9 protein-coding genes are annotated in these 13,410 nt (G+C 54.8%); 2 read left to right on the top strand and 7 right to left on the bottom strand.

The features are described from left to right. The first annotated feature begins 17 nt into the window (after positions 1-17). Both ftsZ and lpxC read left to right on the top strand, forming a co-directional pair. Entirely contained in the window at positions 18-1,229 is a 1,212-nt protein-coding gene (gene ftsZ, locus GHN86_RS01945; protein ID WP_122785717.1) for a cell division protein FtsZ, read from the top strand. A gap of 112 nt (positions 1,230-1,341) precedes the next feature. After that, positions 1,342-2,253, top strand: a complete 912-nt coding sequence (gene lpxC, locus GHN86_RS01950) for a UDP-3-O-acyl-N-acetylglucosamine deacetylase (protein WP_122785716.1) — start codon at positions 1,342-1,344, stop codon at positions 2,251-2,253. A 79-nt stretch (positions 2,254-2,332) separates the two neighbouring features. Here the strand turns inward: lpxC and GHN86_RS01955 are convergent, their stop codons facing one another. From GHN86_RS01955 to tssI, 7 genes are all read right to left on the bottom strand, one after another. Continuing rightward, positions 2,333-3,814, bottom strand: coding sequence for a sensor domain-containing diguanylate cyclase (locus tag GHN86_RS01955; protein ID WP_153379025.1), 1,482 nt, complete (start codon positions 3,812-3,814; stop codon positions 2,333-2,335). 127 nt (positions 3,815-3,941) lie between these two features. Then, a complete protein-coding gene (locus tag GHN86_RS01960; protein ID WP_323369325.1) occupies positions 3,942-5,261 on the bottom strand; it encodes an OprD family porin in 1,320 nt (439 codons plus the stop codon). A 191-nt stretch (positions 5,262-5,452) separates the two neighbouring features. Continuing rightward, on the bottom strand, positions 5,453-5,677 hold the full coding sequence (locus GHN86_RS01965) for a hypothetical protein (protein ID WP_153379080.1): 225 nt from the start codon (positions 5,675-5,677) through the stop codon (positions 5,453-5,455). 252 nt (positions 5,678-5,929) lie between these two features. Then, positions 5,930-7,006 carry a DUF6708 domain-containing protein gene (locus tag GHN86_RS23560; RefSeq protein ID WP_228384903.1) on the bottom strand — a complete coding sequence of 359 codons (1,077 nt, stop codon included), beginning with the start codon at positions 7,004-7,006 and terminating at the stop codon, positions 5,930-5,932. Continuing rightward, complete coding sequence (locus tag GHN86_RS01975) at positions 6,999-10,409, bottom strand: toxin VasX (RefSeq protein ID WP_153379023.1); 3,411 nt, start codon at positions 10,407-10,409, stop codon at positions 6,999-7,001. Before GHN86_RS01975 ends, GHN86_RS23560 begins: the two co-directional genes overlap by 8 nt. Continuing rightward, complete coding sequence (locus tag GHN86_RS01980) at positions 10,406-11,290, bottom strand: DUF4123 domain-containing protein (protein WP_153379022.1); 885 nt, start codon at positions 11,288-11,290, stop codon at positions 10,406-10,408. Before GHN86_RS01980 ends, GHN86_RS01975 begins: the two co-directional genes overlap by 4 nt. Beyond that, positions 11,277-13,325, bottom strand: coding sequence for a type VI secretion system tip protein TssI/VgrG (gene tssI / locus GHN86_RS01985; RefSeq protein ID WP_153379021.1), 2,049 nt, complete (start codon positions 13,323-13,325; stop codon positions 11,277-11,279). The genes GHN86_RS01980 and tssI overlap by 14 nt, the downstream gene beginning before the upstream one ends. Positions 13,326-13,410 lie beyond the last annotated feature (85 nt).

Raw genomic sequence — 13,410 nt, forward strand, 5'->3', positions numbered from 1 at the left:
CTGTAAGGAGAGGGACCATGTTCGAACTCGTAGACAACATCCCGCAAAGCCCGGTAATCAAGGTTATCGGTGTTGGTGGTGGCGGTGGTAATGCTGTTAACCATATGGTTAAGAGCAACATCGAAGGCGTGGAATTCATCTGCGCCAACACTGACGCGCAAGCCCTCAAAAGCATTGGCGCGCGTACCATCCTGCAACTGGGCACTGGTGTAACCAAAGGCCTGGGTGCTGGCGCGAATCCTGAGGTCGGTCGTCAGGCCGCTCTGGAAGACCGTGAGCGCATCGCTGAAGTGTTGCAGGGCACCAATATGGTGTTCATCACCACGGGCATGGGCGGTGGTACCGGTACCGGTGCTGCGCCGATCATTGCCGAAGTGGCCAAGGAAATGGGCATCCTCACCGTTGCGGTGGTGACACGTCCATTCCCGTTCGAAGGTCGCAAGCGCATGCAGATCGCTGACGAAGGTATTCGTCTGCTGTCCGAAAGCGTCGATTCGTTGATCACGATTCCGAACGAAAAACTGCTGACCATCCTGGGTAAAGACGCAAGCCTGCTGTCTGCGTTTGCCAAGGCGGATGACGTACTGGCCGGTGCCGTTCGCGGTATTTCCGACATCATCAAGCGTCCGGGCATGATCAACGTCGACTTTGCCGACGTACGTACCGTGATGAGCGAAATGGGCATGGCGATGATGGGCACTGGCTGCGCCAGCGGTCCGAACCGTGCGCGTGAAGCGACCGAAGCGGCTATTCGCAACCCGTTGCTCGAAGACGTCAACCTGGAAGGCGCTCGCGGCATCCTGGTGAACATCACTGCCGGCCCTGACCTGTCCCTGGGTGAGTACTCCGACGTGGGTAGCATCATTGAAGCTTTTGCTTCCGAGCACGCTATGGTCAAAGTCGGTACCGTTATCGATCCGGACATGCGCGACGAACTGCACGTGACCGTGGTAGCCACCGGTTTGGGCGCGAAAATCGAGAAGCCGGTCAAGGTGATTGATAACGTGCAAGCGTCCTACGCACCTTCGCAGGCACATACCGCGCCTGCTCGTCAGGACGTACGTACCGAGCGTCAGGAGCAGCCAGTGGTTAATTACCGCGATCTGGACCGTCCTACCGTGATGCGTAATCAGGCTCAGCAAGGGGCGACAACCGCTGCCAAACTGAATCCTCAAGACGATTTGGACTACCTGGACATCCCGGCTTTCCTGCGTCGACAGGCTGATTAATGAATTCAATCAGGGGGATTAAGGTGATTGGTATTCAGCAAAGGCTCGGTCTGCTATTATCGCCAGCCTTTGTTGATACCAGTTCGCAATTTGCGCTGAAGCGGCCAATGCCATGATTAAACAACGCACCCTGAAAAATATTATCCGTGCCACAGGTGTCGGCCTGCACTCCGGTGAGAAGGTCTACTTGACCCTCAAACCGGCGCCTGTGGATACCGGCATCGTGTTTTGTCGTGCAGACCTTGACCCTGTGGTGCAGATTCCTGCTCGCGCGGAAAACGTCGGCGAGACGACGATGTCGACCACGTTGGTCAACGGCGATGTAAAAGTAGACACGGTAGAGCACTTGCTCTCGGCCATGGCTGGCCTTGGGATCGATAACGCCTACGTCGAACTCTCCGCGTCTGAAGTCCCGATTATGGACGGTAGCGCCGGGCCTTTCGTGTTTCTGATTCAATCGGCGGGCCTGGAAGAACAGGACGCGCCGAAGAAGTTCATTCGAATCCTGCGTGAAGTGACCGTAGAAGATGGCGACAAGCGCGCCACTTTTGTCCCTTTCGAAGGCTTTAAGGTGAGCTTCGAGATCGATTTCGATCACCCGGTTTTCCATAACCGTACCCAAAGTGCAAGCGTGGATTTTTCCAGCACTTCGTTTGTTAAAGAAGTCAGCCGCGCCCGTACGTTCGGTTTTATGAGTGACATCGAGTACCTGCGCAAGCACAACCTTGCACTCGGCGGTAGCGTAGAAAACGCAATCGTGGTTGATGCTAACGGTGTTCTGAACGAAGACGGTCTTCGCTATGAAGATGAATTCGTGAAGCACAAGATTCTCGACGCCATTGGTGACCTTTACCTGCTGGGCAATAGCCTGATAGGTGAGTTCAAGGGCTTCAAGTCTGGCCATGCACTGAACAACCAGCTGCTTCGCAAGCTGATTGAACAGAAAGATGCGTGGGAAGTCGTGACCTTTGAAGATGCCAGCACGGCACCGATCTCGTACATGCGTCCTGTTGCAGCTGTTTAAGTAAAAACTTCTTTCTCTAGTTTTGAAAGCCACCCTCGGGTGGCTTTTTTTATGCTGCGCATTTGCACCGCTGAGGCCGTTAAAGGGTTCCGGGGGCAGGTTTGATCGCATTAAGCCCCGTCTCGTTGATCGCTACAACCCGGTTTCTGCCCCCTTTCTTGGCTTGGTACAGGGCTTTGTCCGCCATGCTTAACAGCACTTGTACGTCATCTTCCGGCTTGGCATAACAGGTACACGCCCCCAGGCTGACCGTGAGTTTTTGCTTGCCCGGGAGTACAGGCTCCATAGCATCGACGGATGCGCGGATGTCTTCAGCCAATTGTCGGGCGCCAGCAGCATCGGTATCAGCCAGCACCACGGCAAACTCTTCACCGCCATAACGAGTGGCCAGGTCTCGGGGCCGACGCATGTGCGTGTTGATGATCTTCGCGACCCGACGAATCGCCTCATCGCCGATCTGATGCCCGTAGGTGTCGTTAAATTGTTTGAAGTGATCAATATCAATCATCAGCAGCGATAAAGGCCGGCCTGTACGCTGTGCAACACGCCATTCATCGGCAAGTGTTTTATCCAAAACACGGCGATTGGCTAGCCCGCTCAAAGGATCGGTAGAGGCCAGTTCGGCGAGAGAACGTTCGGCTTGTTGGCGTAAGTACAGTTCATGTCTCAGCAGCAACGTCAGCCAGATCATGCCCAGGCACAGCAGCAGGGTGGCGGTTCCAATCAGTAAGGCTGTATGCCACCAATTACTGAAAATATATTCAGTCGACAAGCCCACCACGACCACGATCGGCAAGTTGTAGACCTGAGAGAAATTGTAGAGTCGCGGTGCTTTATAGGTGTCAGACATGGCGATAAAGCTGCCGTAACCCTCATTCAGCAGTCGCATGTAGTTGGGGTGGCGGCTCAGATCCTCTCCCGTGGTGATAGAAGGCATCGCTGGGTACTGCACGAGCATGATGCCGTCAGTGCGAAAGAGGCTGATATTGCCATCGGGGCCCACATCCAGGCCGCGTAACAGGCTGGTGAAGTAATCCAGTTTCATCTGGGCAACGGCCACGCCCGCAAAAGAACCATCCGGTGCGGACATGCGACGGGAAAAAGGGATGCTCCAGTCACCATCTTTACCGCTGTTTTGAAACGGGCGACTGATGAAAATTTCTCCGCTGTCGAGTTCACGATGCACTTTGAACCAGGGTTTGTCAGTGACGTTCTGGCCCAGGGCGATGTCTGGAGTTGAAGTTGCAATCACCTCGCCCAGTGCGTTGAGCAAATAAAAACCGTCGTTTGAAGGCAGCTCGCTGGCTTTGTGAAAGAGCAGCGTGTTTTGAAGGGGTTGAGGAAAAGAGTCGAGGGCATGACTTTGAAACAAGCTGATCAGGCTCACCAATGCCGTGTCGTAAAGCGATACGGTATTGCGCACCTCGCGATCAATCAGTTGCACAAGATTAAACGCTGAACGCGTGGCTTCTTGTTCAGTGTTGCGGTATTCGCGTACCAGCAAATAGCTGACGATACACAGAATGGACACCACGAGCAGGGTTGTGGCAGTTATCAACATGCGCCGCGTGATGATGCGTGTGCGAACGTAGAGTGAAATGGCTCGACCCTCTCTGATGTCAACGGCGCTGGCATGAGACACAGCCAAGAAACTCAAGGCCAGCAAACGCCAGCCTTAAGCTTATCGATTAAAACACGTCAAGAGGATAGTCGATGATTACGCGGTACTCATCAACATCGTTATCCACTGTTTGGTAAGCCGTATTGCCGCGATTAGTCGCCCAGCGCAGACTGACCGCGAGGTCTTTGGCTTTGCCGTCCTGAATCACGTATTTGAGGCCCAGATCGCGCTCCCAATGACGGGCGTTTTTACCTTCGGGGTTGTACCAGTTGCCGTAACCGATGCTGTTCGGGTCGGCTTTGGTCAAGTCCAGCTCACCGTGCGAGTACGAAACAGTGGACGTCAGCCCCGCAATGCCCAAGCCTGCGAAATCGTATTCGTATTGCAGTTTCCAGGAGCGTTCGTTCGGTCCGTTGAAGTCTGAATATTGCTGAGAGTTATCCAGATAGACGCTGTCGCCCTGATTGATGTAATCAAACGGGGTATCGCCATTTACTCGCTGATACACCGCCGTCACGGTGTGGCCCGCCATTGCCAGCGCCAAGTGCAGGCTGAAGGTGTTGTTGTCTATATCGCCGAGCAACGCTTTGCCGCTGTTCTCGGTGTGATAGAAATGCACACCGGGATTGAGGCTAATGCTCTCTGACAGCGCGTGGGTGTAGTCCAGATCGTAGTAATACTGGTTCCATACATCCTTGAGCTGTGCGGCGTACAGGTTGCTGGTGATCTCCGGAACGCCGCTCCACGATACGCCAGCCCAGGTCAGGTGCTTGGTGGTCTGATCACCGAGGTCGCCGTAGGTGGTGGTCAGGCGGTGCATGCCGCTCTGGTTGTAAGGTTTATCGAAGCTGACCTGCCCGCCTTCCAGCATCCAGCCCTCAAAGCTGTTGTTGGTCAGGCTGACGCCGCGAAAGGTTTGCGGCAGCATGCGGGTTTCACCGCCGGCAATCACGGGGTTGGTTAGAAACAGATCACCGGCTTTGAGTTCGGTATCGAAGGCACGGATTTTCAGTGCAGCTCCTGCGGACGAGAATGAGGTTGGTGCTTTGCCGTTCCCATCACTGACTGGCAGGATGCTGCTGCCATCAGTACCGCCACCACCGTCCAGCTTAAGGCCCAGCATGGCATAGGCATCCAGACCGAAGCCGACCACGCCTTGAGTGAAGCCGGATTCGAACTTGCCGAGAAAACCTTGGCCCCACTCCTTGCTGTCATCGGCATGCGGGCTGCGGATGTCGTGGTTCATGTAGTAGTTGCGGGCGTGCAGATTGAGGCTGGAACCTTCAATGAAACCGTCTTGGGAGGCCTCATCGTCGGCGTGTGCGAAAGTAGGGATCGTTGCAGCCAGGGCAATGAATAACGGACTGAGTTTGAGTGAAGACTTCACCAGTGAGTTGCTCCTTGAGAGTGGCGGCAGTTGTTATTTTCTTAAACATCCAGTTCTTGTTGTCAGATACGCCAACGGTGGTCGCAGCTTTCTTTGGAACAAAAAAAAGCCGCTATGATAGCGGCTTTTGAAACAGTCAGTCACATCTGTGGCGTGTGACCGACTGGGTCGGGAAGTCGTGGTGCGTCGAATCAGCTGTCTTTCGCTTCATCGGCAACGCTGGCTTTAGCCTGCGTTTGTTGAGGCTGAACGTCGTTTTGATGACGTGCTGTCAGCTCTGCCTGGTGCTGTTCATAGGCTGCTGCACGGGCCGCATTCTGCGCGACAAATGCAGGTGATTCTTCCGCCATGGCCAGGGGCGACAACAACAAAGATGACAAAACGAAAACGCTAGCCATACCCATACTGCTGGACATTTCAAAGACCTTCTTGCTGAGCAAGTTCTGTGTGGTTGAGACAAATTTATAGCGGGAAGAGGAGGCGAAAAAGCCCTGATTTGAACAAGGACTTTTGCGTTTTGAGTAACAAAGGCTGAAAGGTGCGGGGTAGAGCCGTGCCCGGTTTCAGAGGCGCTCCTGTGGTCGCTGGCGAACACCGAGGTATCCCCTTTGTGCGACCGCTTCGCGCTCGAACGCAGCCTCGCATTACTCGTCAGCTGCTACGAGGGTTTACACTTCACTCTTCTCAGCGTCTGTCGTGTTTTGCGGCTCTGAAAACTTGACCTTGTAATAGTCCATCAGGCTTTGCCCTTGGCTAAGGGCCAAATTCACTTCGGCGCTTTCTTGCACTAACTCTGCGCTGGGCTGTGCATGTTGTTCGGCGGGTAAAGGTTTCGACCATTCACGAATCGATTCTGGAAAGGCAGCCTTCGGCCGGGTGTTTATCCATTGGGAAAACCGGCAAGGCAATGTCCAACCGCTGCAAAACTGAATGGTCAAAAAGCCAAAGGCATACACTGGCCAGGAATGCATTTCACGGTACACCCCCCGGCACATATGGAAGTACGCCACGGTGCCTTCTTGAAACTCTTCGTCTATCAATACTGGCGTCGGCAAGGCGTCCGGGCCTTGCTCCATATACACCCGCAGCGCCTCCCATTCGCTGATAGCCAAACTTGGATGACCTGTGGCCAACGTCAACCACACCACTTCGCCGCTGTTGCTGTCACGCAACCCAATCATCAGGGAATAGCTGGACATCACGGCGTATTGGGTAACAAGGGTGCCGGCAGTGACGCATGCAATCACTTCTTCCCAAGGAACGATTAGAGGAGGCTTGCCCTTCTCTCGGACGTAAACGACTTCTCGGCGTTGGCGGTTGAAACGGACTGGGGTGTTGGAGGTTATTTGGTGGATAGTTTGATACAGGGGAACGCCATACATAATCATAAGAATGGCTATGAATCCCCACAAATAATAATTTGGAAGAATAAAGTTAAGAAAAACTCTAAAAGGTGAAAATCCATACTCTACATATTCATGAATCCCCAATGCCAATCCTGAAATACAAAAAAAGATAACCATAAACATAATCGATCCCACAGCAGCTCTAACCATAAACTCAAAACTGCTGGTGCCCTGACCAAAATCTAGATAAACGTCATTTACCTCTCTATGCATTTGCAAGCCATTAAAAGGAGCTGCTCCCGTCGGCAAGGGCATGGGAGAAAGATAAAACGCTTCTGTGTCGTGTTTATTTTCAAAATCCCCGGCATGAGGTAAGCGTTCATATTTTGGCTCATTCATTGAGGTGCTCCAGCTTTAGCTCATACCCTTCAACAGATCCAATATGAGGGGCGCCCGCAACTCCTTTAATGGGCGCATTAACACTCCCAAGATCCAAAGGAATTCGATATTGCAGAAATAGATTTTTATTGTTAAGTGGTTTAACTGCCAGTTCCGGCTGGACCGAAATCCGCATTAAGAGCATTGCTTGTGGGCCACACCACTCATACGGCAAGTTAATCTGCACGGTGAGAGGGTAATTACTAATTAGCTTACAGCTTTTGTGCACTTCTTCACCGACTTCTTTCAGAGCGGTGAAGTTATCTCGTTGCCACTGTGCAGTAAATGCAACTGGATTTTCCGCCAACGCCTGAATATTCATGCCCGGAAAACTCACAGTCAAAGTACGAAAACTGTCCAGTTCATCATCAGGCTGCTTAATACCTTGATCTGTAATGATTGGCTGCAATGTAGCCTCGGCTAACCGCTGAGCATGGGTGGGCCAATCCCACTCTTGATCTTCATTCCCCCAGCAGCAGTTCAACAACCATCGCTGGTGTTCATCAAGATTGTAATATTTGTAAATAGTCTCCCCTCCGAAACTCAACGCCATAAAACCTAGCATCCATGGGGTGAGTCTGGCGGTATTGAACATGTAGCGGCTGTTGCCCAAAGCCCAAGCTTCACCCAACGCTTTTGCCCCTTGATGTTTTGCGACGGCAACTAAACGATAATCCATAATGGTTTTTACCGTCCACATGCCTGTTGATACGCTATTAGCTGTATCTCCACTCAGCGCTATAAGTGCTCCGGCCCTTTCGCCAACACTACCTGTACGGATGGCTGAAATCCATTTGTTAAAATTACTTATCGATATACCCAGTGCGGAGAGAAAAGATAATGGAGCGATAATTAGTCCAACCCCTAAACCCAGCTTCCCCATTTTCACTGCCAATAACATGCCATTTGCATTTCCACTGCCTATTTGAACAGCTTTGAATGCTTTGTCGATGATAGCGATATGCACGCTCTGATAAACCGACAAAGCCGACGCTCCTGCCCCCGATATAACGCCCAAACCAATTATTACTTCTTTAATACTTCCCACGCCTGATTGCTTCCCCCACTCCCCCCAAGCATCCCTTAACGCCTGCGTCTGCCATAACATCAATGCCAGCGGCAGCCAGCCACTTTTAAACGCGGCTACACCCGCGTGCCCCTCGCCATAGCCTCCGCGCACGCCGGAGCGCAGGCGCTTTATCTCTTCATCCAGATAAGCCTTTTGTTGTGGCTCAAGATCGAGTTTGACCCCAATAAACCCGGCCGCCTGACTGCTGGTCACCGTCAAACTGCTTTCTATCTGTTGCACCAACTGCCAGCGCTGCGAACGGGCTTCGTTCCACAGGCTGTAGTAACGCTCAACATTGAGGCGGGCGCGTTCTCGTTGCAGGTCGCTGAGGTACCTTCGGTTGCTGTCTCTTTGGGACAGTTTGAAGTTGTACTTGTAGGTCTCTTCATTTTTCAGCAGGACATTCAGGTTGGCAATGCGAATACTGAATTGCTCCACTTGCTGGGCACTGGCCACGTGCAAGGTCGCGCCGGAATGCTCCAGTGCGATCAGACCGGCTAAACGATGAGCGCGGTTGCTGACGGTGTGCAAATCATCCAGATGGGCTTTGAGCGTAGGGTTGTTCAGTTCGGTTTGCAGCTTGACCAGCCATTGCTCTGTGCGCAGCGCGGCAGCAGGCGCATAGAGGGCTTGCACCAACAGGCTGTTGTTGGACGCTGGCTGATTGAGCGTCACGCTGTTGCCCCAATACCGTCCCAGCAGTTCACTTACCCGCACCAGGCGGCCTTGGGCTATGACGATGTTGTCCTGCGCTTGAAGGCTGTCATCCAGAAGCTTGATGAGGTCGGGCGCCTTGCTGTTGAGAAAGGCCCAGTCCAGTCGGCTGCCGAAGGCGGGCAGCAGGTAGTACGGGTGCGCGTGCAGGTATTCGCTGACCGCCTCAAGGCTTTCATCGGTGCGGCACAGGTCGCGCAGGCAGTTGTACTCGGCCGCCAGTACGGCGAGCAGTTGTTCTTCGTTGTCGGGGTCGTAGGCCCACAGGCTACGGTGCATGTCACCGCGGGTTAACAGGTGCGTGCGGTCGACGGTGATGCGGTCCAGTCGGGCGGTCCAGCGCTTGATGTGTACCCGTTGCGCTTCAAGGTAGGCGGTCATTTCCTGGTGCCGGACTAAATCATGAATGCCGCGAGCGCCCAAGCCTTTGCCTTGCAGCGCGGCATCGCCGTGGTCTTGCAGGGCTTCGATGTCGTCTTCCAGTTCGTCATGCAACGGCTGGCCAAGGGCATCGTGCATGGCCTTTTTCTTGTCGTCCATGGTTTGTCGAACCGCACGGCTGTTGGCGTCGTAACCCTGTCCGGGGTAAGCGGCTTTTTCCGGGCTGGCACTGCTGGGCAGGCCTTTGAACGTATTGCGCGCATTCAAGTAGGCGTAGATCGCCTCACGCTGTTGCGGGGTGGTTTTCTCGAACAGTTTGGGACTGACTCCCGCATTCGGGGCGCTTTGGTCGTTCAGGACCATCAGGGTTTCGATGTAGCTGCCCACCAGGTATTTCAGTTCATGTTTTTCCTTGGCCACCCACTCATCGATCCAGCCCACCACGGTGTCTTGTTCTTCGGCCAGGTCGCGCATGACGCCAAGGGTGTCGTTGAATACCAAGTACAAATGGTCGTATTCGTAGGCCGCAAGCATCTGGCGTTTGACGACGGCGATGGGGGTCTTTTTGAACAGGGGGGTGTCTTCCCAGACGTAGTCCTGGGTTTCCTGCGGGTGAACGCCTTCTGCTGGGGCAACGCTTGAGGGCGGTTCGGCAACTTCGGCAAGCCACTGTTTGGTTTGGGCATCGGTGAGTAAATGCGGCCCGCCCTTTACGCAGTCGGCGCTGCTCAGGTCGACGCATTGCATGAAGTGATCGCGATCGGGGCGGCTGTCGATCATTTTTGAGCATTTGTTGGCCGTCCACTGAACCTCGCTGTAAGCGAAGTGCAAGGTGGTGGCCCGTGAGAACAGCAACGCCTGCTGGGTGTCCTTGCCTTGACGGTGGTCCTGGCTGGCCTCGTTGCCTTGCCAGACGAATTGGCTGACTTCACCGTTTTCAACCCGGTATTCGTGCAGGTAGCCGCTGGTGTTGTCGATCACATACAGCCAGCCATCCCGCACCAGCCGTATGCCCATAGGCCGCGAGGTGGTTTGGTATGGCAAGGACAACGCCGCCGCCGGGTCGAGCCGCTCGACCAGGCCATAGCGCAGCGGTAACAGTTGCACCTTGGCTTTGCGCAAGGGGCATATGCCCAGGGCTGTACGGTTGTTTTGGCGACTGTAATCAATGTCGTTAGGGTTGGGACGTAGGGTGCTCATACGAAGGCCTCGTAATTGCCATTGCGTACAAGTGCCATATCAGCAGCTTTCTTGATGCGATCCGATGGGGTTAGCCCAGAGGGCTGAGTGATCAAAGCCGCAATATCTGGATGGTCACGCAGTACGTCATCGCCCAACAAACCGTACACATTGGCGTAAAAACACAGGTCGTGATCGGAGCTAAAACCGAGGCCATCGGCACGAATGGCCATTTCCCGCAGCCATTGCCAACGCGCAGCGCCTGTCAGGTCGGACCGATACTCGGGAATTTTCGCGTTGAGGTGCTTTTCAAGCGATCGAATACCGGCACGAAAGCTCACGTCATCCAGCTTCGCCTGCTGCGCTTCACACACGCCGTAAGGCCCGTCCGGCAAGCCCCGCACCATGCCTTCAGGACGGGCATGATGGTGCCAGCCGTTGCTGATCACATCCGGCAGGACAACCCGTTCCATCGGGCCAAACGCGTCAGGTTTACGAGTCTCGGTGGCATGGCTTAAAACGGCGTGCATCACCGCTGGATCGGCAATCCGTAGCCATACGTTCAGCCCTTGCGGTTGGTACTGGGCATTGAGCAACCGGCGCAAGTGACGGATCACGTCGAACCCACTGGCCTGGCTGAAAATCAAATAGCCCCATTCTTCACCGCTGTGAGCCAGGTAGTGACCAAGGCCGGGCGTGTTTGGGCCATTAAGCGTGATCAGGCAGGGGGAAATTTCATTGCACGGGGCCAAGGGTGTGGTCGCGTACAGCAATTGAATCTCCGGCGTGCCGAACCACTCGCGAACCCTGGCCTGTAAGTTATTCACGCTCACACCATCAAGCAGCAGATACGCATGGAGCTGCCAAGGCAGGTCGTCGGGCAGCGTTTCAAGCGTCGACATGACGGACTCCTTGAGCAGTCGCTTGCTTTAAGTCTTCGCATTGCGGGCAGGCCGGATGCTTTTGCTGTAACGCCTGCATTTGCGTCGCAGGCGCCAGCACAAGGCTGTGCAGGGCCTCGACTTCACCCGGTATTAATGGACTCGCCGGTGTCCCCGGCACTGGCGCACCGCCCAGCACAATCGGCGTGCTGCTGAAAATGCCTCCGGCGCCAATCACCAGATGCTGACCACCCGCCATCAACGTGATATTCGCCCCCGCTTCCAACACCACACGAGCACCCGCTTGAATGCTCACTTCTTGCCCGGCCTCAGCGGCCAGTAGTTGCCCCACCCGTGTGTGGCTGCTGGTGGCCACCTGCAAATGGTCGCTGGCCTTGAGCTGCACTTTGCGATCACCCGTGACGGTGTGTTGCTCCTGCGCCTTGAGCACCACCACGCTGTTACCCGTGACCCGGGTTTCGCTGGCGCCATCGATCTGCACGCGGCTGTCGTTTTTGATGTGCTGTTGCAGGTCGCGCTGGGCGTGCAGGTAAATCAGTTCCTGACCCTGACGGTCTTCGATGCGCAGTTCGTTGTAGCCGCTGCCACCGGGGCTGCTGCGGCTGCGAAACACGCTTTGGGTCTTATTGGCGGGCAAGTCGTGCGCGACCGGGTTGAGGCTATTTGGTACGCACGCAAAAATGACCGGGAAATCCGGGTCTGCGTTGAGGTATTCCACCAGCACTTCCATGCCGACTCTGGGAATGGTCACAGCGCCATAGCCATCCCCGGCCCAACTGGACGACACCCTGATCCAGCAACTGCTTTGCTCATTGTTGAGGTCGCTGCGATCCCAATGAAACTTGACGCGGACCCGCCCGAATTCATCGCAATGGATCTCTTCGCCCGCCGGCCCCGTGACGCGGGCGGTCTGGCTGCCAATGATGCGCGGCTTGGGGTAGACCTTTTGCGGGCGGTAAGTGACCTCCTCGGGGATACCCTCGAAGGTGTTGCGATAGCCCTGAATAAATTCGCCGGGCTGCACAGGCTGCCGGGGGCGGCCCTGTTCTTCCAGCACTTGCGGCTGTTTGCCTTCATGGTGAACCTGGGTCAGCAACCAGCGACCATTCCAGGAGGTGTTTTTATGCTCGCTCAGGGTCAGAAAGTGGCCACTGCACAGGCGCGGCTGATTGCTGCGGCCACCGGCCTGTCGATGGCCGCTTTGGTGACGCTCCAGCGTGCGCTGGCTAATCCGTTCGCCGTCGGCTTTCCCTTTGAAACCGCCGGGGTAGCTGTAATCCTCAAGTACCCGGTCCTTGCGCTCGCAATGGCTGTCGGCCTCCAGCGTTCGGCTGGCTTTCTGGAAGTCGTAGTCGCGACGCACGATGTGGTTAGTGCCGATTTTTAGCTTCAGCTGAAAGTGGTCGATTGAGGGTTCGGCGGCGACCATGCCGTTATTGGGCACGTAAGGGGTGGGATGTTCCAGCGGAGTAAATGCCTGCTGTTTGTCGCCGAAAACCAGCGTGTGGCCGTCAGGTGAATGCTTGAAGTAATAGTGGAAGCCTTCTTCAAAACACAGGCGCTGAATAAAGTCCAAATCGGACTCGGCGTATTGCACGCAGTATTCGCGAGGCAAGCAGGGTGAAAAGGCATCGAAGGCGTAGGCATCGCTGAAAATGCCGTGTTCTTCGAGCAGTTGTTCAATGATCTGCTGGACCGTCAGGTTCTGAAAGATACGGTGGTTGGTGCGATGGACCAGGTTGGCCAGATGGGGAGTCAAGGTCAAGCTATAGCGCGTCAGACGACTCCCGGGACTGCCCTTCTCAATGCTCGATATCTGCCCGTGAATACCGCTGCCCTGGCTGTCGAAGGCCAGAAAAGCGCTGTGGCCCAACAGGGTGTCGAGGTCAATGCCGGCCTGTTCGCTGACCAGTTCAATCGTGAAAGCATAGGGCGTGCTGATGGCCTCATCGCCCGAGAACTCCAGCACCTTGAAATCATGTTGAACGTGTTGCATGTGCAGGCTGAAGGTGTGTTGACGGGCTGACGTGGACATACCGGGTTCCTCCCTGAATAAAGGGCTGAACGCTAACGGATAGATGGGTGATGGGGGTGTAGGAGGATTCTGAAAGATTCCTAAT

The sequence above is a fragment of the Pseudomonas helleri genome, from assembly GCF_009600315.1.
Lineage (GTDB): Bacteria > Pseudomonadota > Gammaproteobacteria > Pseudomonadales > Pseudomonadaceae > Aquipseudomonas > Aquipseudomonas helleri_A.